Annotated in this window: 24 protein-coding genes; 17 read left to right on the top strand and 7 right to left on the bottom strand. The window is 30.7% G+C overall.

Annotation, left to right across the window (positions count from 1 at the left end; all coding sequences use genetic code 11):
- Nucleotides 1-4: 4 nt before the first annotated feature.
- From FBE93_RS00515 to FBE93_RS00505, 3 genes are read right to left on the bottom strand one after another with little or no spacing between them, the layout of a single operon-like run.
- Entirely contained in the window at nt 5-1,063 is a 1,059-nt protein-coding gene (locus FBE93_RS00515) for an LptF/LptG family permease (RefSeq protein WP_059110890.1), read from the bottom strand.
- Between the two features lies 1 nt (nt 1,064).
- Nucleotides 1,065-1,610 (bottom strand): aminoacyl-tRNA hydrolase, encoded by a 546-nt coding sequence (gene pth / locus FBE93_RS00510; RefSeq protein ID WP_002857525.1) that lies wholly within the window; start codon nt 1,608-1,610, stop codon nt 1,065-1,067.
- The gene (locus FBE93_RS00505) at nt 1,607-2,143 is read right to left on the bottom strand and encodes a 50S ribosomal protein L25/general stress protein Ctc (protein ID WP_002791314.1); all 537 of its coding nucleotides are present in this window, start codon (nt 2,141-2,143) and stop codon (nt 1,607-1,609) included. Before FBE93_RS00505 ends, pth begins: the two co-directional genes overlap by 4 nt.
- A gap of 131 nt (nt 2,144-2,274) precedes the next feature.
- On the opposite strand from FBE93_RS00505, the gene FBE93_RS00500 reads away from it, so the two are divergent.
- The 3 genes from FBE93_RS00500 to bioD are packed head-to-tail and all read left to right on the top strand — an operon-like array spanning nt 2,275 to nt 3,545.
- Nucleotides 2,275-2,613: a multidrug efflux SMR transporter gene (locus FBE93_RS00500; protein WP_002806996.1), complete on the top strand. Its 339-nt coding sequence runs from the start codon at nt 2,275-2,277 to the stop codon at nt 2,611-2,613.
- Nucleotides 2,614-2,615: 2 nt separating this feature from the next.
- Nucleotides 2,616-2,930, top strand: a complete 315-nt coding sequence (locus FBE93_RS00495; protein WP_002934064.1) for a multidrug efflux SMR transporter — start codon at nt 2,616-2,618, stop codon at nt 2,928-2,930.
- 9 nt (nt 2,931-2,939) lie between these two features.
- Nucleotides 2,940-3,545 carry an ATP-dependent dethiobiotin synthetase BioD gene (gene bioD / locus FBE93_RS00490; protein WP_002934069.1) on the top strand — a complete coding sequence of 202 codons (606 nt, stop codon included), beginning with the start codon at nt 2,940-2,942 and terminating at the stop codon, nt 3,543-3,545.
- Here bioD and FBE93_RS00485 read toward each other — a convergent pair.
- Nucleotides 3,532-4,815 carry an adenosylmethionine--8-amino-7-oxononanoate transaminase gene (locus tag FBE93_RS00485; protein WP_002934070.1) on the bottom strand — a complete coding sequence of 428 codons (1,284 nt, stop codon included), beginning with the start codon at nt 4,813-4,815 and terminating at the stop codon, nt 3,532-3,534. The two genes, bioD and FBE93_RS00485, sit on opposite strands and share 14 nt — an antisense overlap.
- A gap of 67 nt (nt 4,816-4,882) precedes the next feature.
- Here FBE93_RS00485 and FBE93_RS00480 point away from each other — a divergent pair, with 67 nt between their 5' ends.
- Genes FBE93_RS00480 through FBE93_RS00450 form a run of 7 tightly spaced genes read left to right on the top strand, consistent with a single transcriptional unit; the run spans nt 4,883 to nt 10,059 of the window.
- A complete protein-coding gene (locus tag FBE93_RS00480) occupies nt 4,883-6,025 on the top strand; it encodes a pyridoxal phosphate-dependent aminotransferase family protein (RefSeq protein WP_002934072.1) in 1,143 nt (380 codons plus the stop codon).
- A complete protein-coding gene (locus FBE93_RS00475) occupies nt 6,022-6,633 on the top strand; it encodes a pimeloyl-ACP methyl esterase BioG family protein (RefSeq protein WP_165434072.1) in 612 nt (203 codons plus the stop codon). The genes FBE93_RS00480 and FBE93_RS00475 overlap by 4 nt, the downstream gene beginning before the upstream one ends.
- Complete coding sequence (gene bioC / locus FBE93_RS00470; protein WP_002934076.1) at nt 6,630-7,316, top strand: malonyl-ACP O-methyltransferase BioC; 687 nt, start codon at nt 6,630-6,632, stop codon at nt 7,314-7,316. Before FBE93_RS00475 ends, bioC begins: the two co-directional genes overlap by 4 nt.
- Nucleotides 7,317-7,366: 50 nt before the next feature.
- Nucleotides 7,367-8,116: a molybdate ABC transporter substrate-binding protein gene (modA, locus tag FBE93_RS00465; RefSeq protein ID WP_002934077.1), complete on the top strand. Its 750-nt coding sequence runs from the start codon at nt 7,367-7,369 to the stop codon at nt 8,114-8,116.
- Nucleotides 8,113-8,514: a molybdenum-pterin-binding protein gene (locus FBE93_RS00460; RefSeq protein ID WP_165434071.1), complete on the top strand. Its 402-nt coding sequence runs from the start codon at nt 8,113-8,115 to the stop codon at nt 8,512-8,514. The genes modA and FBE93_RS00460 overlap by 4 nt, the downstream gene beginning before the upstream one ends.
- Nucleotides 8,507-9,181 carry a molybdate ABC transporter permease subunit gene (modB, locus tag FBE93_RS00455; RefSeq protein ID WP_002934079.1) on the top strand — a complete coding sequence of 225 codons (675 nt, stop codon included), beginning with the start codon at nt 8,507-8,509 and terminating at the stop codon, nt 9,179-9,181. Before FBE93_RS00460 ends, modB begins: the two co-directional genes overlap by 8 nt.
- The gene (locus FBE93_RS00450; protein ID WP_002934080.1) at nt 9,178-10,059 is read left to right on the top strand and encodes a sulfate/molybdate ABC transporter ATP-binding protein; all 882 of its coding nucleotides are present in this window, start codon (nt 9,178-9,180) and stop codon (nt 10,057-10,059) included. The genes modB and FBE93_RS00450 overlap by 4 nt, the downstream gene beginning before the upstream one ends.
- Here FBE93_RS00450 and FBE93_RS00445 read toward each other — a convergent pair.
- From FBE93_RS00445 to surE, 3 genes are read right to left on the bottom strand one after another with little or no spacing between them, the layout of a single operon-like run.
- The gene (locus FBE93_RS00445) at nt 10,015-10,788 is read right to left on the bottom strand and encodes an OXA-184 family class D beta-lactamase OXA-447 (protein WP_002934081.1); all 774 of its coding nucleotides are present in this window, start codon (nt 10,786-10,788) and stop codon (nt 10,015-10,017) included. The genes FBE93_RS00450 and FBE93_RS00445 overlap by 45 nt on opposite strands.
- Nucleotides 10,785-11,450 (bottom strand): ThiF family adenylyltransferase, encoded by a 666-nt coding sequence (locus FBE93_RS00440; RefSeq protein ID WP_072225853.1) that lies wholly within the window; start codon nt 11,448-11,450, stop codon nt 10,785-10,787. Before FBE93_RS00440 ends, FBE93_RS00445 begins: the two co-directional genes overlap by 4 nt.
- Nucleotides 11,440-12,216 carry a 5'/3'-nucleotidase SurE gene (surE, locus tag FBE93_RS00435; protein WP_002934083.1) on the bottom strand — a complete coding sequence of 259 codons (777 nt, stop codon included), beginning with the start codon at nt 12,214-12,216 and terminating at the stop codon, nt 11,440-11,442. The genes FBE93_RS00440 and surE overlap by 11 nt, the downstream gene beginning before the upstream one ends.
- 178 nt (nt 12,217-12,394) lie before the next feature.
- On the opposite strand from surE, the gene FBE93_RS00430 reads away from it, so the two are divergent.
- From FBE93_RS00430 to FBE93_RS00400, 7 genes are all read left to right on the top strand, one after another.
- Nucleotides 12,395-13,765, top strand: coding sequence for an MFS transporter (locus tag FBE93_RS00430; protein ID WP_002934084.1), 1,371 nt, complete (start codon nt 12,395-12,397; stop codon nt 13,763-13,765).
- Between the two features lie 141 nt (nt 13,766-13,906).
- A complete protein-coding gene (peb3, locus tag FBE93_RS00425; RefSeq protein WP_002934085.1) occupies nt 13,907-14,659 on the top strand; it encodes an AcfC family glycoprotein adhesin PEB3 in 753 nt (250 codons plus the stop codon).
- A gap of 96 nt (nt 14,660-14,755) precedes the next feature.
- Nucleotides 14,756-15,850, top strand: a complete 1,095-nt coding sequence (gene lpxB, locus FBE93_RS00420) for a lipid-A-disaccharide synthase (RefSeq protein WP_002934088.1) — start codon at nt 14,756-14,758, stop codon at nt 15,848-15,850.
- An 11-nt stretch (nt 15,851-15,861) separates the two neighbouring features.
- Nucleotides 15,862-16,347 carry a transcription elongation factor GreA gene (gene greA, locus FBE93_RS00415; RefSeq protein ID WP_002868737.1) on the top strand — a complete coding sequence of 162 codons (486 nt, stop codon included), beginning with the start codon at nt 15,862-15,864 and terminating at the stop codon, nt 16,345-16,347.
- Nucleotides 16,348-16,356: 9 nt separating this feature from the next.
- Nucleotides 16,357-17,115 (top strand): UDP-2,3-diacylglucosamine diphosphatase, encoded by a 759-nt coding sequence (locus tag FBE93_RS00410; RefSeq protein ID WP_332933476.1) that lies wholly within the window; start codon nt 16,357-16,359, stop codon nt 17,113-17,115.
- Nucleotides 17,108-18,064: a chemotaxis protein gene (locus tag FBE93_RS00405; protein WP_002934096.1), complete on the top strand. Its 957-nt coding sequence runs from the start codon at nt 17,108-17,110 to the stop codon at nt 18,062-18,064. The genes FBE93_RS00410 and FBE93_RS00405 overlap by 8 nt, the downstream gene beginning before the upstream one ends.
- A 3-nt stretch (nt 18,065-18,067) precedes the next feature.
- Complete coding sequence (locus tag FBE93_RS00400) at nt 18,068-20,377, top strand: chemotaxis protein CheW (RefSeq protein WP_002857311.1); 2,310 nt, start codon at nt 18,068-18,070, stop codon at nt 20,375-20,377.
- Nucleotide 20,378: the final 1 nt, after the last annotated feature.

The raw sequence follows: 20,378 nt of genomic DNA, 5'->3' as shown, positions 1-20,378 counted from the left end.
TAATTTATCGATGCTTATAATACATATAAGCACTTAAACAACCCAAAATTATAATAGGCACTACAATGCCAATTTCACTTGCAATCACACTATTTTCGCTTAATCTAGTAAGCAAAAACAAGACTCCCCAAATCATCAAAGTCACTACAAAAGCTATAAAAGTTACAAAAGCAAGATTAAAAAATCTTGCTATTACAGGAAAAAAATAATACATAATAAGCATTAAAAATGGTGCAAAAAAAGGAGTAAAAACAAATTTATAAAGATTGATTTTAAGAGCATCTGTATTGACATTTTGCGCCTTAAAAAGCTCAAAACTTTCAAGTGCGTCAGATATTGAATAATCACTATTACTAGCAACCCCTTCTATAATCTTTGGTTTAAAACCCTCAAGTGATTTAAGCTCGAAGAAATCTTGTATCTTTAAACCATCATTAGCAAGTTCATAATTTTTAGGTAATAATGTAATATTACCATCTCGCAAAATCCAACTTTCACCTTCAAAATGGGCATTTTTAGCACTTACAAAAGAGTTTAAATTTAAATCATTGATATTAAAAATTTTTATATTTTGAGCACTATTTTGTCCATTGTTTATCTTTGAAATATAAACAAAATTATTGTTAAATTTCAAAAACACTTCTCCACTTTGATTCATAATAGTGCCATTTTTTAAAATATTTCTCTTATAATCATTTGCATAAGCAAAAGAAGTAAAATTCAATCCTATATAAATACAACAAAAAAATAAAGCCCATAAAAAAGGAAATAAAATAACATAATTTCTGCTCAGTCCTAACGCATAAAGACTTACAAATTCATTTGCTCTGATCATAGAAATCAAAGAAACTACCAAAGCAAAAATCAAAGAAATGGGTAATACATAAGGCACTGCCGAGAAAGATAAAAACATAACATAAAGCAAATCAAGATTTGCGGCTTTTGGTAGATCTTTAAAATTTAAGAGCAAATCAATACCGCAATAAAAACCAAGCAAAGAAAAAAATATAATAAAAAAATTTTTTAAATAAATCCCTGAAATAAAACGAAAAAATATCCACATCTTAAGCCTTTAGGCTGTATTTGGATGATATAGCAGACAAATCATCATTTTCAATAAGCTCAAGCAAAGCTTTTTTTGTATGCTCTAAAACTTTGCTTAAAGTTATTTCTTCTTCGGATTTAAATTTACCTAAAACATGGGAAATCACATTTTCACCCTTTCCCACTCCTATACGCACTCTTTCATAATCATTTCCACATAAAGTATCTATGCTTTTAAGCCCATTATGTCCACCACTTGAACCGCCTTTTTTAAAGCGCAAGGCTCCTAAATTTATATCTATATCATCATGGATAACTATCATTCTTTCGCATTTATAAAAATCATTCACTGCTTTTACACTAAGTCCTGAATTATTCATATAAGTGCTAGGTTTAAGAAGAAGTAAAGAAGAACCTATTTTAAAAAGTTCTCCTTTAAATTTAGAGTTTGTAAGATTTGTAAAATTGCTTTCTTTTAAAAGCAAGTCAATTAGCATAAAACCGACATTATGACGGGTATTTTCATACTCTACACCTATATTGCCAAGCCCTACGACTAAAATCATCTAGCTTTTTCTACACCTACAACCGCTACTCTATCAGCATCAATCATAGTTACTCCCGCAGGAACTACAATATCACGAACAAGTAAAGCATCACCCACATCAAGTTTACTTACATCAAGTTCGAAAAAATTTGGTAAATTTTCAGCTGCACATTTTACTTTTAATCTTCTTTTTGATTGGATTAAAACACCTTTATTTTTAAGACCTATAGCTGTTCCTGTGATTTTAACTGGAACCATGTATTTAGAAATCACACCTTTTTGTGCAACTTTTAAATCCACATGTTTAAGTTCTGCAGTTACAGGATCTTTTTGATAATCCACAACTACAACGCTTAAAGTTTGAGAACCTACTTTTACATCAAAAATTAAAGTAGTTTTTTTACGAACTTCCTTAATAAACTCATTTACTTTAAAAGCGGCATTGATGTTTTCTAATCCTTTTCCATAGATGTTTGCGATTAGATAACCATCTCTTTTTAAAGCTTTAGCAGCTTTTCTACCGATACTCTCTCTAACGATACCTTCTAACATCTTTTGTCCTTTCTTAAAAAATGAGCTTTGATTTTATCTAATTTTGGCTTATGGAAAAGTAAATTTATAGCTTCTTTTAATTTCTTTAAGATATAATTTGTTTTATAAATTATGTTAATTTAAGGCTTCATGTGAATGAAAAATTCAATATCAATATAGCTTGGTTTTTAATAATCTTAGGCGGGATTATAGAATGTTTTTGGGTAAGTGGACTTAAGTATTCTACAGAAATTTGGCACTATATTTTAACAGCCATTGGGGTTTGTATTTCTTTTACTTGTTTTTTAAAAGCTTGTGAAAGACTTGAAGTAAGCATTACTTATAGTGTTTTTGTAGGCATTGGCACTATAGGAGTGGTTTTAAATGAAATGTTTATTTTTAATGAGGCTGTTTCTATAGTTAAACTTGTGCTTATAGCGATTTTACTTTTAAGCATTATAGCCCTTAAATGGGTAAGCAAGGAAGCTTAGTTATGGAATGGTTTTATTTGTTTTTAGCTACTACTTGTGAAATTTTTGGCGTGGCGATCATGAAAGAACTTGTAAATACTAAAAATAAGCTTTATCTTTTGGCTTTGATAGTGTGCTTTGGGTTTTCTTTTACTTTTTTAAGCTTAAGTATGCAAAATATCGCTATGAGTGTTGCTTATGCTATATGGACAGGAGCTGGAACCGCTGGTGGGGTAATGATAGGAGTGCTTTTTTATAAAGAAAGTAAAAGTTTTTTAAAACTTTTTTTAATCGCTGTGATTATTGCTTGTACAGTGGGTTTAAAATTTCTTTCTTGAGGATTTTTTGTGCAAATTTATGTAAGTGGAATACATACTGATGTAGGAAAAACACATTTTAGCGCAGCTTTTTGTGCGAATTTTAACTATGATTATTTTAAACTCATTCAAGCAGGAACTCCAACAGATAGCGAGTTTATTGCAAAATTTAGCCCAAAAACAAAGATTTTTAAAGAAGGTATTTTTTTGCAAACTCCAGCTTCCCCTCATCTTGGAAAAATCAAAGAAAAGCTTGATTATAAAGCCTTAGATATCATTTTACCAAAAAGTGAGAACCTACTTATTGAGCTTGCGGGTGGGCTTTTTTCTCCTATGGATGAAAATTACACTATGATTGATTTTGTGAATATTTTTAAACACCCTACGATTTTAGTAGCAAAATACTATCTTGGAAGTATTAATCATATTTTGCTTAGTATTGAAGCTTTAAAGCAAAGAAATATCAATATTTTAGCCCTTGTGATGATGGGCAAAAAAGATACCTTTCAAGATGATTTTATAAAAAATTATGCAAAAATTCCCATAATTAATCTTGATTTTTTTGATGAAAATAGCATTTTAAATAAAGATTTTAAAGAGCAAATGCAAGAAATTTTGCAACTTAAAATTCCTTAAAAATTTGTTCTAAACTCTCTACTACATAAACGATTTGTTCTTTTGTGATGATGTAAGGAGGCATAAAATAAATCGTATTTGCTAAAGGTCTTAAAAGCAAACCTTTTTCTAAGGCTTTTTGAAATACAAAAAGTCCCACACGTTCGTATTTAGAGCTTAAAATATCAAAAGCACTGATCATTCCACAAGTTCTAAAATTTCCTAAAAAATCAAATTTTTTAAGTTTTGAAAATTCTTGCTGAATAAAGGTGCTTAAAATTTGATTTTTTTCTAAAATATTTTCATTTTCAAAGATATCTAAAACCGCATTAGCTGCTGCACAAGCTAGAGTGTTTCCTGTGTAGCTATGAGAGTGTAAAAAGGCTTTTTGCTCACTATAGGGTGCATAAAAGGCATTGTAAATTTCATCCTTTGTAAGCACTACAGAAAGAGGCATAAATCCTCCTGTAATTCCCTTTGAAAGACAGATAAAATCGGGACTTTGTTTGCATTGATGTAAGGCAAACAAAGTTCCTGTGCGTCCAAAACCCACTGCAATTTCATCAAAAATCACTTGCACATTAAAATCATGGCAAAGCTTGATCGCTTCATCGATAAAACCAGCTTCATACATGTGCATATTTCCCGCACATTGCACCAAAGGTTCAAGTATAAAAGCGCAAATTTCACTCGAGTGTTTTTCTAAAATATCTTTTAAAATTTCAAGCTCTTTAGTATAGTCTTTACCTTGTGGCACAGGAGTGCTTAAACACTCTAAAAGTAAGGCTTTGTAAGTATCTTTATAAAGCGCAACATCGCCCACACTTAAAGCCCCTAAGGTTTCGCCATGATAGGAATTGCTTAGGGATAAAAATTTATTTTTTTTCAAACCTTTATTTAAATGATAATGAAAACTCATCTTAAGTGCTACTTCAATGGCGCTTGAGCCATTATCTGCATAAAAACATTTATTAAAATCACGCCCCACTTTTTTACAAAGTCTAGCTGAAAGTTTGATGATAGGTTCATGTGTAAAACCTGCTAAAATCACATGCTCAAGCTCATCAACTTGTTTTTTGATGGCATTTGCGATTTTTTCATTGCAATGACCAAAAAGATTTACCCACCAAGAACTTACACAATCCATATAAGCCTTATCATCAAAATCATAAAGCCATACGCCTTTTGCTTTTTTTATAGGGATTAAAGGTAGGGTTTCGTGATCTTTCATTTGTGTGCAAGGGTGCCAAATGTGTTTTAAATCGAGATTTTTTAAGATTTGATTTTGCATTATAACTTCTTTTTTAAAAATATTTTGGCAAAATAATACTTTAAATTTTTAAATTTACAGGAAAAAAATGAAGCTTGAAAAAATTTTGCAAGATCTAGAGCAAAATCACAATCTAAGAACTCTAACACCTTTAAAACATGAAAATAAATTTGTTTATAAGCAAGATCACAAACTTTTAAATTTAGCAGGAAATGATTATCTTTATTTGGCGTCTTCTAAAGAGTTAAAAGCTGAGTTTTTAAACACCCTAAAAGAGCAAGATTTGTTTTTTTCAAGTTCGAGTTCAAGAAGTTTGAGTGGAAATTTTGAAATTTATGAAGAATTAGAAAGTTTTTTAAAGACTAAATTTAAAGATAAGCAAATTTTGCATTTTAATAGTGGCTATCATTTAAATATCTCTTGTATAGCAACACTTTCTAGCGTTTATAAGACGCTTTTTTTAGCCGATAAATTTATTCATGCGAGTATGATTGATGGCTTAAAACTTGGTGGGGCTGATTTTTTTCGTTTTCATCATAAAGATATGAATCATTTAGAGGGTTTAATCCAAAAATATTATGAAAATTATGAAAATATCATCGTTTTAAGCGAAGCTTTGTTTAGTATGGATGGGGATTTTAGCGATTTTAAAACTCTGTGTGAGCTTAAAAAGCGTTATAATAAAATCAAGCTTTATATAGATGAAGCACACAGCGTGGGTTGTTTTGATGAGGAGGGTTTGGGGCTTGTTAAAAAATTAGCCTTAGAAAATGAAGTGGATTTTTTGGTTTTTACCTTTGGTAAAGCCCTTGCTTCTATAGGTGCTTGTATGATATGCGAGGAAAAATATAAGAAATTTTTCATCAACAAAGCTAGAGCTTTTATTTATTCTACAGCCTTGCCACCTATTAATATAGCTTGGACGCAATTTATTTTTAAAAAAATGCCTTATTTTAAGAAAGAAAGAGAAAAATTAGAGCTTTTAAGCACTTTTTTTAAAAGTAAATTGCAAGAAAAAAATCACACTGTTTTAGGCGATGCTTATATCATTTGCTTGCTTTTAGGTGAAAATAAAAAAGCCTTAGAAATTTCACAAAAACTTCAAAAAGCTGGATTTTTTGCTCCTGCGATTAAAGAACCTACTGTGCCAAAAAATACAGCTAGAATTCGTTTTTCTTTGCACGCAGGACTTAACACAGAAGAACTTGAAAGGATAATAGAGCTTTTATGAAATATGAATTTTTATGCAAAAATCCTGATTCAAAAAAACTTATAGTGGTATTTGGAGGATTTGCTTCACATCCTAGTCATTTTTCGCATTTAAAAAGCGATAAAAATGTGATTTTATTTTATGATTATGAAAATTTTGATTTAAATTTTAATTTCAAAGCTTTTGATGAGCTTTTTTTAATCGCTTTTTCTATGGGGGTTTGTGTGGCAAATAGACTTTTAAAAGAGCTTAATTTTAAACAAAAAATAGCCATAAATGGCACAAATTTAGGTATAGATAAATCAAAAGGAATTCATCCTACAATTTTCAAAAAAACCCTGCAAAATTTTAAATTAGAACATTTTAAAAAGGCTTTATTTAAAGAACTCAAAAGCTTAGCCAAAGATTTTATTTTTAAAGATGAAAAAGCTTTGAAAATAGAACTTGAAAAACTTTTTGACTTTGCTTTAATAAAACAAGAGGAAAATTTTCTTTGGGATAAGGTTTATTCAAGTAAAGAAGATGAAATTTTTCCGCCAAATACCTTGAAAAATAGTTTTAAAAATTTGATTTTTTTAGATGAACCGCATTTTGCTTTTTTTCATTTTAAAACTTGGGATGAAATTTGAATTTTTTAAAAGCAAAAGATTATGAAAAACATGCAAAAGTGCAAGATTTCATGGGTTTAAAACTTTGTGAAATTTTAAAAGATTTAAAAATTTCACATTTTGAAAAAGTGTTTGAATTTGGTTGTGGCAGGGGTGAATTGAGCAAAAAACTTCAAAATTTCATTACTTTTGATGAGTATTTAAAAAACGATATTTTAGATTTTAAAGAAAATTCTAATATTTTAATTTTTGATATGAATGAAATTGCAAAACAGGATTTAAGTAAAGAGAAATTTGATCTTATCGTTTCAAATGCAACTTTGCAATGGCTTGATTTAAAACGCATTTTACCAAGTCTTAGGGATATGCTAAATCAAAATGGGATTTTACTTCTTTCTACTTTTGCAGAACAAAATTTAAAAGAAATCAAACAAAGCACGGGTTTTGGTTTAAATTATTTTAGCTTAAATGAATTAGAGCAAAATTTTAAAGTCTATTTTAATGAAGTAAAAATCACTCAAGAACTCGTAGAATTAAGCTTTGATAATGCTTTAGATGTTTTTAGACATTTAAAATTAAGCGGGGTAAATTCTTTAGGATTTTATCCTTTAAATAAAGGTTTTTTAAAAGAATTTGAAGAAAAATTTCAAAACAAACTCACTTATCATCCTGTATTTATTTTATGCAAAAATGATATAAAATGAATTTTTTGTGTTATAATCCAAAAATTAAATTTTTACACAAGGAAAACTAAATGAAAAAGTTTATAGTATTTTTTGGGATTTTGTTTTTTGTTTCGTGTTTAAATGCGCAAAATTTAAGCATTTTCGTAGCTTCTTCAGCTTCAAAAGCAATGAGTGAAGTTAAAGATGAGTTTTTGAAAACACATCCAGAAGATAAAATAGAATTGGTTTTTGGTGCTTCTGGAAAATATTATGAGCTTTTAAAACAAGGAAGAGAATTTGATCTTTTTTTTTCAGCGGATACTAAATATGCTAAGGCTATTTATGATGATAAAAATGCCTTAATAAAGCCAAAAGTTTATGTTTTAGGGGTTTTGGCTTTGTATAGTTTGGATGAAAATTTACTCCAAGGAGGCGTTGAAAATTTAAAAGAAAAGGCAGGTAAAATCACGCATCTAAGCATAGCCAATCCTAAAGTAGCTCCTTATGGAGTAGCGGCTAAAGAAGTGCTTGAAAATTTGGATTTAAATAAGCTTTTTAAGGATAAAATCGTTTTAGGCGAAAATATCTCAGTGCCTGTTTTACATGTAGATAGTAAAAATGCAGATATGGCTATAGTGGCTTATTCTTTGGTTTCTCCTATCAATCATCCTAAAGGTAACACAAGTATTATCAATCCAAAGTATTTTAGCCCTTTAGAGCAAAGTTATGTCATCACAAAATATGCTAAGGATAAAAAATTAGCCTTTGAATTTAGCGAATTTATTGGCTCTTCAAAAGCAAAAGAAATTTTTAAAAAATACGGATTTAGCACACCATGAACCTTATAAAAGGGCAAATTTGTGAACTTTTAAATCAAGAGGATATAGTTATTGTTAAAATACTTTCTAAAGAAGTGATTTTTAATGTTTTAATGCTTGAATTAAAATCTTTAGAAAATTTAAAAATTGGTGCGAGTGTAGAACTTCTTTTTAAAGAGCATGAGCTTTGTTTTAGCACAAGCAAAACTCTTTTAAGTGTTGAAAATTCTTTTTTAGCTAAAATTACAAAAATTAAAAAAGGCGAACTTTTGTATCAGGTATTTTTTGATTTTAAGGGTAATGAGCTTTCTAGTATCATCACCAAAGAAAAAGCCTTAGAACTTGAACTTTGTGAAAATCAAAAATGGCTTTGTTTTGTAAAAGCAAATGATATTGTATTAAGGAGTCATAATGCTTGATCCAGCTTTTTTACAAACCCTTTATCTTACCTTTAAACTTGCTTTTATCACGACTTTTATTCTTTTTTTTATCGGTGTATTTTTAGCTTATTTGTTAAGTTTTATGTGTTTTCCTTTTAAAACAATCCTTCAAAGCTTTATTTCTTTACCTTTGATTTTACCTCCTAGTGTTTTGGGATTTTATTTGCTTGTAACTTTTTCGGCTAATAGTTTTTTAGGGCAAGTTTTAAAAGAATATTTTAATCTTTCTTTGGTTTTTAGTTTTGAAGGTCTTGTTTTTGCTTCTTTGATTTTTTCTTTGCCTTTTATGGTAAATCCTTTGCAAAGTGCCTTTTCATCGATCAATTCAAATTTACTCGATGCTTCTTATAGTTTAGGTAAAAGTAAAATTTATACTCTTTTTAGAGTAATTTTACCTAATTCTAAAGCAGGAATTTTTAGTGCTTGTGCAATGAGTTTTGCCCATACTGTGGGTGAATTTGGAGTCGTGATGATGATAGGAGGACATAAACAAGGTGAAACTTTAGTAGCTAGTATAGCTATTTATGATGAACTTGAAATCTTAAACTATAGCTTGGCACATCAATATGCTTTTATATTGTTTATGTTTTCTTTTTTAGTGCTTTTTAGTCTTTATTTTGTCAATAAAAAAATGAGTTTTCAATGATAAAAATTGATATCAATCATCCTATAAATACTGCTAAAGGAAGACTGGATTTAAATTTTAAAAAAGATATAGAATCAGGAAAAATTACTGCACTTTTTGGCGAAAGTGGAGCAGGAAAAACCACTCTTTTAAAAATCATAGCAGGGCTTATAAAGCCTAAATTGGGGCGTATAGAAGTAGATAATGAACTTTGGTTTGATTCTTCAAAAAATTTTAGTTTAGCTTTGCAAAAAAGAAAAATTGGTTTTGTTTTTCAAGATTATGCGCTTTTTCCAAATATGAATGTAAAAGAAAATATCGCCTATGCCACTAGTTCTAAGGCAAAGGTTAGCGAGCTTTTAGCCTTAATGGGTCTTGAAAATTTGGCTAAAATTTATCCTAAACATTTAAGTGGAGGACAAGCGCAAAGAGTAGCCTTAGCAAGAGCTTTAGCAAGGGAACCAAAAATTTTGCTTTTAGATGAGCCTTTGAGTGCTTTGGATTTTAAAATGCGTGCCAATTTACAAGATGAATTGGTTAAAATTTTAGAGTATTTTAAGATAAGTACTTTATTGGTAAGTCATGATTTGGCTGAAATTTATAAGTTAAGTCATAGGATCTTAGAACTTAAAAATGGAAAAATCATTAAGGATTTTCCTAAAAATGAATTTTTTACTCATTCAAGTATTAGTGCAAAATTGCGTTTGAGTGCAACTTTGCTAGAAATTAAAAAAAGTGATATTTTAGTGGTCTTAACCTTGCTTTTAAATCAAGATATTATTAAAATCACTCTTAGCGAAGAGGAATTTTTAAAAGCTTATCAAGATATAAAAATAGGCGATACTCTCATACTTTCAGTAAAAGCTTTTAATCCTATTATTGTTGAAAAAATTAGCTAAATACTTATTTAATAATTCTTCCCTTATTTTAATATTTTTAATGTCCTTTATATCAACATTTAAAGCAAAAGATAAAATTTTGTTTTCAGTCTTTACAAATCCAACAATCCAAGCTAAATTGATATTATCATTAAAACCTGTTTTAGCATAAATTTTTTGGATTTTATCTTCCTTAAAAAGAATAATTTCTTTAACTTCTTCTTGAATTTTTTTAGAAAAAGGTAAAGAATTTTGCGAAAGTTTAAAAAGTAAATCAGCTTGATTTTTTGCAGAAATTTGTAAAGAATTATCGAGCCAAAAGGTATCGATTTTTGAAATTTTTGCATTTCCATAAGAAAGTTTATTTAAGCTTTCTTGCATGGTTTTAAGTCCTATTTTTCTTGCCAATTCTTTAAAAGCAGGCACTTGAGAGCGTTTTATAGCTGAGCTTAAACTAGCATCTTGTTTCCAAGAGGGCAAAAATACTTTTTCGCCCTTATAATGATAAAAAATTTCCTTTGTATCTCTAACTACACCATTATCAAGTGCAATTAAAGCATTAAAAATTTTAAAAGTTGAAGCAGGAGAAAAGGCTTGTTTAGCTCTTTTAAAATCATTACTTGCATAATTTTTTCCATCAAAGACTATAAAAGTCCCACTTGTATTACAATCTTTAAAAAAATTACCAAGTATTTTATCCTCTCCAATGGCTATATTCAAAAACAATATAAATACAATAAAATTTCTCATTGCTCTTTATATTTTGATAAGACTTTTCTCATTGCTAAACTTGCTAAAGCCAAACCAAAAGAAGCTGTCACACCCATAAAAGAACCTAAATCTTTACAATGTGCTTCTTCATCAGAAAATACCACATCAAAATTTCCCTTAAAGCCTGATTTTCTAAGTTCATAACGAAATTTTTTCGCTAAAGCATCACCGTGAGTTTTAAAAATACTTGTAGTTTTAATGCGTGTTGGATCAAGCTTTCTAGCTCCACCTGTTGAAGAGATAAAAATTTGTTTTTTAAAATCTATAAGATGAGCCAAAGCTACTTTTGCAGGGATATCATCAATGGCATCTATGATAAGATCAAACTCGCTTAAATCAAAATTTTCTAAAAAATCTTCATCGATTTTGCTGACTATACCTTTAGCCTTATAAATTCTTTCAAATACTTTAGCTTTTTCTTCGCCTATATTTTCGCTATGAATTTGGCGATTTTGATTGGTGATTTCAAATTTATCCGCATCGATTAAAGTAAGGTTTTTAAAACCGCTACGATAAAGTGCATCAACGCAAATTCCACCCACTCCACCAAGTCCGCAAACCAAAACTTTTGTTTGTGAAATTTTTTGAAATTTTTCTTCTCCAACTAGCCATTTTATACGTGTAAATCTATCATTCATCATTTGCCTTTAACCATTTTTTAACTTTTTTCATTTTTTCATAAGCTGTAAGATCCAGCATTATAGGGGTTATTGTAGCGTAGCCTTTTTTAAGTAAGACAATATCGCTATTTTTCTCATCTTCAAAGTCTAAATTCGCTGCTGCAAGCCAATAATACTCAACTCCTCTTGGATTGACATTTGAGTGGGCTTCAAAATTATAAACCCTTTTGCCTGCTTTACAAATTTTAATGCCTTTGATTTTTGATTTTGCAGGAAAATTGATATTTAAAAATTCTTTTTTTTCCAAAGGAAAACCTTTATCAAAAATATTTTGAATGATTTTTTTGGTAATTTTTAAAGCATTTTTATAGTCTAGTTCTTTTTCGCTTTTTTTATAAAATTGAGAAAGAGCGATAGCAGGAATTCCTTGTAAAACCGCCTCCATAGCTCCTGCACAAGTTCCTGAGTAGGTAATATCTTCACCTACGTTTGCTCCTTTGTTAATCCCACTGATTACAAGATCAGGCAAGCGTGTTTTATAAAGTGCGTGAAGTGCAAGATAAATACAATCTGCTGGAGTGCCATCATCAAGTTTGTAAAATCTTTTTCCTACTTTAACAAAGCGTAAGGGTTTAGTTAGAGTTATGGAATGTGAACAAGCTGATTTTTCAGTAGCAGGAGCTACTATGGTGATCTTGGCTTTAAATTCTTTTTTTAACATCTTAATGAGTTTTTTAAGTCCTTCGCTTTCATAGCCATCGTCATTAGTGATAAGAATTTCTTTCATTGTCTTCCTTGCAAAAGATAAAATTTGGATTTTAGCATATTTTTTTAAAGCTTCATAGTATAAAAATTTTAATTTTAAATTATATAAATCTCGTATTATTTTTAATTATTTTTTTATTTTATATCGATTAATATTATTTAAACTATAAAAATATAAAGTTAGTAAGGAGGGTTTAAATATGTTTGATTTTTTCAAACCTAAGGCAAAAGCTATTAAATTTCCTAAAAAGGAAATTTTACCTAGATATTACAAAATGAGAACTTGGAGTTTAAGTGGGGTTTTTATAGGATATATGGGATATTATCTTGTGCGAAATAATATCACTCTTTCAACTCCATTTATACAAAATCAACTTGATCTCAGTAAATCGGACATCGGAACAATCACAGGCTCAATGCTTATAGCTTACGGGATTAGCAAGGGTGCAATGAGCGTTATAAGCGATAAAGCTGATCCTAAAAAATACATGGCTTTAGGTCTTATTTTATGTGCTCTTGTAAATGTTTTACTTGGTTTTTCAAATTCTTTTTACGCTTATGTAGGTTTTGTTATCGCGCTTGGGGTTTTTCAAGGTATGGGGGTAGGTCCTTCTTTTATCACTCTTGCAAACTGGTATCCTAAAAAAGAGCGGGGAATTTACACGGCCGTTTGGAATATCTCACATAATATAGGAGGCGGGATAGTTGCTCCTATAGTTTCGCTTTCAGGTTTTGCTTTGGCAGCGTTATTGGGTGTGAGTATGGCGGATTTTAATGAAACATATTGGCACATGAATCATTTTTATGTTCCTGCTGCTTGTGCAGTTATCATTAGTCTTTATGTGCTTTATGCAGTTAAAGGAAGTCCTAAAAATGAAGGTTTGGTTGATATTACTGAAATCAATGAAATGCGAGGGATTAAAACAGAAGAAATCAAAGCTGTAGAAAGTCCAAATTTAAGCAGTTTTGAAATTTTTTATCGTTATGTGCTTAAAAATAAAAATGCTTGGTATGTGGCTTGGATGGATACTTTTGTTTATATGGTGCGTTTTGGGCTTATTTCTTGGCTTCCTATTTACTTGCTAGAAACAAAAGGCTTTAATAAAGAACAAATGGGTATTGCCTTTTGGCTTTTTGAATGGGCTGCTATACCTTCTACTTTACTTGCAGGATATATTTCAGATAAAATTTTTAAAGGCTATAGAATGCCTCCTGCTATAGGCGCTATGGTGATTATTTTCTTTATGATTATTGGATATTTTACTTCAAATAATCTTTATATGGTTATTTTCTTTGCAGCTATGGCGGGGTGTTTGGTCTATATACCACAATTTTTAGCAAGTGTGCAAACTATGGAAGTCGTTCCTGCTTTTGCAGTAGGATCTTGTGTAGGACTTCGTGGCTTTATGAGCTATGTAGTCGGTGCTTCACTTGGAACAAAAGCTATAGGTTGGGCTGTGGATTACTATGGTAGTTGGAATGCTGGTCTTATCATGCTCCTTAGCGCTTGTATTCTTTGCATACTTTGTTCTACTTTATGTCATTTTAGCGCTAAGAAGAAGTATCAATAACAATTTTAACTTTTGCTTGCAAAAATACCAAGCAAAAGTTAGATTTTAATAAGATTTTTGTTACATTATAACTATTTATTAACATATAATTTCTAAAATCTCACCTTCAATCAATAAAAATTTATCATAAAAGGAAATACTATGAAAAAAATTATTACTTTATTTGGTGCATGTACCTTAGCTTTTAGTATGGCAAATGCAGATGTAAATCTTTACGGACCAGGTGGCCCACACACAGCCTTAAAAGATATAGCAAGTAAATATAGCGAAAAAACAGGCGTTAAAGTAAATGTAAATTTTGGCCCTCAAGCGACTTGGTTTGAAAAGGCTAAAAAAGATGCAGATATTTTATTTGGCGCTTCAGATCAATCAGCTTTAGCTATAGCGAGTGATTTTGGAAAAGATTTTAATGTGAGTAAAATCAAGCCTTTGTATTTTAGAGAAGCCATCATACTTACTCAAAAAGGCAATCCTTTAAAAATCGAAGGTTTAAAAGATTTGGCTAATAAAAAAGTAAGAATTGTTGTACCTGAAGGTGCTGGAAAGAGCAATACTTCTGGAACTGGAGTTTGGGAAGATATGATAGGTAGAACTCAAGATATAAAAACCATACAAAATTTTAGAAACAATATCGTAGCTTTTGTTCCAAATAGTGGAAGTGCAAGAAACCTTTTCGCACAAGATCAAGCCGATGCTTGGATCACTTGGATTGACTGGTCAAAAAGCAATCCTGACATAGGAACTGCCGTAGCTATAGAAAAAGACTTGGTTGTTTATAGAACTTTTAATGTGGTAGCCAAAGAAGATGCGGGCAAAGAAACACAAGATTTTATTGCTTATTTAAGTTCTAAGGAAGCTAAAGAAATTTTTAAAAAATACGGCTGGAGAGAATAAATCTTCATACACGCTTTTTAGCGTGTATTCTTGCATAACTTCTTTTAATTAAGCCAAAATAAGATAAAATGTTTAAAATATTGATAAGGAAATTTTTTGAAAACCTTTTTAGTTTGTGCCTTAGAGCCTTCAGCAAATTTGCATTTAAAAGAAGTTTTAAAAGCTTATAAAAAAGATTTTGGTGAATTTGAACTTCATGGGATTTATGATGAGGGTTTATGCAAAGAATTTGATTTAATTTCTAAACCACTTTATAGCTCACATGAATTTAGTGCTATGGGTTTTATAGAAGTTTTACCTTTGATTTTCAAAGCAAAAAAAGCTATAAAAGAACTTGTAAATTTAAGCTTTACTCAAAAAATAAATGGGATTTTATGTATAGATTCGCCCGCTTTTAACATACCTTTTGCTAAGGCTTTAAAAAAAGCAGGCAGTAAAATTCCACGCATTTATTATATCTTGCCTCAAGTTTGGGCGTGGAAAAAAGGTCGCATACCTATCATAGAAAATCATTTTGATATTTTAGCTTCTATTTTGCCCTTTGATAATCAGTTTTTTAACAAAAGCACTTATGTAGGCCATCCGCTTTTAGATGAGATAAAAGAATTTAAAAATAAAGAAGACATTAATCTTGCATTTTCAAAAAAAGATGATGAAAAAACTATAGCCTTTTTACCAGGTTCAAGGCGTAGTGAAATTAGGCGTTTAATGCCTATTTTTAAGGAACTCTCGCAAAAATTTAAGGGTGAAAAAATTCTTTGCGTTCCCCCATTTAATCTTGAAAAATTAGAAATTTATGGTGATATTAGCGAATTTAAAATAGAAAGTAATACTCCAAAAGTACTTAAAAAAGCTGATTTTTCCTTTATTTGTAGCGGAACGGCTACTTTAGAAGCAGCTTTGGTGGGAACTCCTTTTATCCTTACTTACAAAGCAAAAGCGATTGATATTTTTATCGCAAAACTTTTTGTAAAATTAAAACACATAGGACTTGCAAATATTTTTTGTGATTTTGCTGGAAAAGAAGCTTTAAATCCCGAATTTTTACAAGATGAAGTCAATGTTTTAAATTTATATGAAGCTTATAATAAATATGATTATAAGGCATTTTTTGCTAAAGTTGATTTTTTAAAAGAGTATTTAAATTTTGGAAGTGCTAAAAATTTAGCAAAAATCCTAAGCGAAATATAAAAGGATAAATCATGCAAAAAGAACCAATGAGTCAATTTGGCTATGATAAGTTAGCCGCAGAATTAAAAGATTTAAAAGACAATCAACGTCCTGCCGTTGTAATAGAAATCGATACAGCAAGGAGTCATGGGGATTTGAAAGAAAATGCGGAATACCATGCTGCAAGAGAAAAACAAGCTTTGATAGAAAGTCGTATTGCAGAGCTTAGTGACTTGCTAGCAAGAGCTCAAGTGATCGATCCTTCAAGCTATGAACATGATAGTGTGAAATTTGGTTCAAGTGTTGTGATCATGGATTTGGATACAGAAAAAGAAAATAAATATACTTTAGTAGGAATTTGCGAAGGAGATTTAGATAAGGGTTATATTTCCATCGCATCTCCAATAGCAAAAGCTATGCTTGGGAAAAAAGAAGGAGATGATTTTAAAGTGCGTTTGCCAAAAGGTGAGAGTGAATTTGAAATCCTTTCTATAAATTATGAGCCTTTGAAATTTTAAGGATAAAAAATTTTACTACAAAATGGAGCGATTTTAATCGCGGATGCTCATGAAAATGAACAAAGAAAGGGATTTTGGGAATTTTTACAAGCCTTAAAGAAAGGTAAAATTTCCACCCCTCAACTCATACTTATGGGTGATATTTTCGATTTGCTTATAGGCGAAATCTCTGCTACACATGAATTTGCTAAACCTTACATAGAACTTTTAGAAGAATTGGCCTTAAAGATTGAAATTATCTACTTAGAAGGCAATCATGATTTTAATCTTTCTTGTTTTTTTAAAAGGGTAAAAATTTTTAACTTACAAGAGCAGCCCATAAAGCTTAATTTGCATACAAGTAAAGGTAATAATCTTGTTTTAAATAATGCTTTTATAAAATTAGCCCACGGAGATATTTTTTTACCACCTCTTTTACAGTTTACTCTTAAAACATTAAGAAATCATTATTTGCTTATATTTTTGAATTTTTTAAATATTATTACTCGTAATTTTATTTCAAATAAAATTCTTCAAAATCAAAACAAAAAAAACCTTTTTTATCAAATAAAAGATTTTGAAAATTTAGCAAAAAAAAGATATGAAAGATATGAAAATTTAGGATTTTGGGTATGTGAAGGACACTATCATCAAAATCATCAAATCAACAAAGAAAACATTAAATATCTTAACTTAGCTAGTTTTGCATATGAGAGAAGTTTTTTTGTAGTAGAATATCAACAAGAAATCAAATTTCGAGAACAGAAATTGAGGGGTCAAAATGTTTGATGAAAATATCGTGAAAACGGGTTCAAATGAAATGGAGCTTGTCGATTTCCGTATCTTTAAGCAAGGACACGATAAAGTCTATGAAGGAATTTATGGTGTAAATGTTTCTAAGGTAAGGGAGATTATAAAAATCCCAAGCCTTACAGAACTTCCAGGTGTACCTGATTACATCGAAGGTATCTTTGATCTTCGTGGAGTGGTTATACCTGTAGTCAATCTTGCCAAATGGATGCAAATCACTGAGCCAGAAAGCGCTATGCTAAAACCTAGAGTTATTATCACTGAATTTAGCAATATTCTTATTGGTTTTATAGTTCACGAAGCAAAAAGAATTCGTAGAATTAACTGGAAGGATATAGAACCAGCAACTTTTTCTACAGGATCAGGTGCTTTAGATAAAGGTAAAATCACAGGTGTAACACGCATTGAAAATGATGAAGTGTTGCTAATTTTAGATCTTGAAAGTGTTGTTGAAGATTTAGGAATTTACGCTCCAAAAACAGATATAGATTTTGGAAAAATAGAAAAATTTACTGGAACAGCACTTATACTTGATGACAGCATGACTGCTAGAAAACGCGTCAAAGAAATGATGCAACAGATGGGCTTTCAAGTTGTTGAAGCTAAAGACGGCGTAGAGGGCATAAACAAATTAGAAGAATTAAGCCAAGTTTATGGTGAAAGTTTAAATGATACTTTAAAAATTATAGTAAGCGATGTCGAAATGCCACAAATGGATGGTTTCCACTTTGCTGCACGCATTAAAGAAGATCCAAGATTTAAAGATATTCCTATAGTCTTTAACTCGTCTTTATCAAATGAATTTATGAATGAGAAAGGTGTTCAAGAAGCTGGTGGAGAAGGCTATCTTGTCAAATTTAACGCTAGCGATTTCTTCAATGAAATTGCAAAGGTTATTAAAAAACATCAATCTCAAGAACAGGGGTAAAATATGGAAGATATGCAAGAAATACTTGAAGACTTTTTGGTTGAAGCTTTTGAGCTTGTTGAGCAAATCGACCATGATTTAGTAGAGCTTGAATCAAATCCAGAAGATTTAGAATTATTAAATAGAATTTTCCGTGTTGCACATACGGTTAAAGGATCATCAAGTTTCTTAAATTTTGATGTTTTAACAAAGTTAACTCACCACATGGAAGATGTTTTAAACAAAGCAAGACATGGCGAGTTAAAAATAACTCCAGATATCATGGATGTAGTTTTAGAGTCTATTGATAGAATGAAAACTTTGCTTAATTCCATTCGTGATAACGGCAACGATACTGCTATTGGTATGGATATAGAACCAATTTGCGCAAGATTAACAGCTATTTCAGAAGGAGAGTCTCCTGTTGCGGCAACAGATTCAAATGAAAAATCTACTCCACAAGCAGAACCAGAAGCACCAAAACAAGAAACAACTACTCCTGAACCTGAAGTAGATGTTAATCAATTAAGTGATTCTGAAGTTGAAGCTGAAATAGAAAGACTTTTAAAAGTTAGAAAAGCTGAAGATCAAGCTCGTCGCGCACAAAAGAAACAAACAACAAATGCGGCACCTAAACCGACTAACAATACAGCAAATAAACCTGCGGAAAGTGGAGAGAAAAAAGTTCCTGCTTCAGGTAGTAATGCTAGCAGTATGGATCAAACCATACGCGTGGAGGTAAAAAGATTAGATCACTTAATGAATCTAATTGGGGAGCTTGTTTTAGGCAAAAACCGTTTGCTTAAAATTTACGATGATGTTGAAGAGCGTTATGAAGGAGAAAAATTCCTTGAAGAACTTAATCAGGTTGTAAGTCAATTAAGTATTATTACAACTGATGTTCAGCTTGCTGTAATGAAAACAAGAATGCAACCTATAGCAAAAGTTTTCAATAAATTCCCAAGAGTTGTTCGTGATTTGAGTCGTGAATTAGGAAAGCAAATAGAACTTGAAATTACAGGTGAAGAAACTGAACTTGATAAATCTATTGTAGAGGAAATTGGCGATCCTATCATGCATATGATTAGAAATTCATGTGACCATGGTGTTGAGGATCCAGCAACTCGTGCAGCGAATGGAAAACCTGAAAAAGGTATAGTCCAACTTAAAGCTTATAATGAAGGCAATCACATCGTTGTAGAAATTACAGATGACGGTAAAGGACTTGATCCAAATGGCTTAAAAGCAAAAGCTATAGAGAAAAATTTGATTACCGAAAGAGAAGCAGATCAAATGACAGACAAAGAAGCTTTTGCTTTGATTTTCAAACCTGGTTTTTCAACTGCAGCTAAAGTAACAAATGTTTCAGGTCGTGGTGTAGGAATGGATGTTGTTAAAACCAACATCGAAAAACTTAATGGGGTAATTGAAATTGATAGTGAGTTAGGTAAAGGAAGTTCATTTAAACTTAAAATTCCTCTTACCTTGGCAATCATTCAATCTTTACTTGTAGGAACTCAAGAAGAATTCTATGCAATTCCACTTGCAAGCGTTCTTGAAACAGTTAGAGTGCCAATTGATGATATCTATACTATCGAAGGTAAAAATGTATTACGCTTAAGAGATGAAGTGCTTTCTCTTGTGAGACTTTCAGATGTATTTGGAGTTAAACAAGTCCTTGAAAGCGGTGATCAAACTTATGTCGTTGTTATAGGGGTAGCAGAAAGCAAGCTTGGTATTATAGTAGATACTCTTGTAGGACAAGAAGAAATAGTTATTAAATCCATGGGTGATTATTTACAAAATATCCAAGGTATAGCAGGAGCTACAATCCGTGGTGATGGTAGAGTGACATTAATCATTGATGTAGGTGCTATGATGGATATGGCCAAAGAAATTAAAGTTGATATTAAAGCGCAATTAGAATCAAGTGCGAAAAAACCTAAAGAACAACCAAGTGACTATAAAGTCTTAATTGTAGATGATTCTAAAATGGATAGAACTTTAATGCAAAAAGCTTTAGAACCACTAGGAGTTAGTTTAGTTGAAGCAACAAATGGTGTTGAAGCATTGAATATTATAAAATCTGGCGAACATGATATTGATGCAATGCTTATAGATATCGAAATGCCAAGAATGGATGGATATACCTTAGCTGGTGAAATTAGAAAGTATTCTAAATATCGTAACTTACCACTCATTGCAGTTACTTCAAGAACAAGTAAAACTGACCGCTTAAGAGGTGTTGAAGTGGGTATGACTGAATATATCACTAAACCTTATTCTCCAGAATACTTGGAAAATGTGGTTAGAAAAAATTTGAAACTAGGATAAG

This window comes from Campylobacter sp. CFSAN093229 (assembly GCF_011068225.1).
Lineage (GTDB): Bacteria > Campylobacterota > Campylobacteria > Campylobacterales > Campylobacteraceae > Campylobacter_D > Campylobacter_D jejuni.
This window is presented reverse-complemented; position numbering and strand designations above follow the sequence as displayed.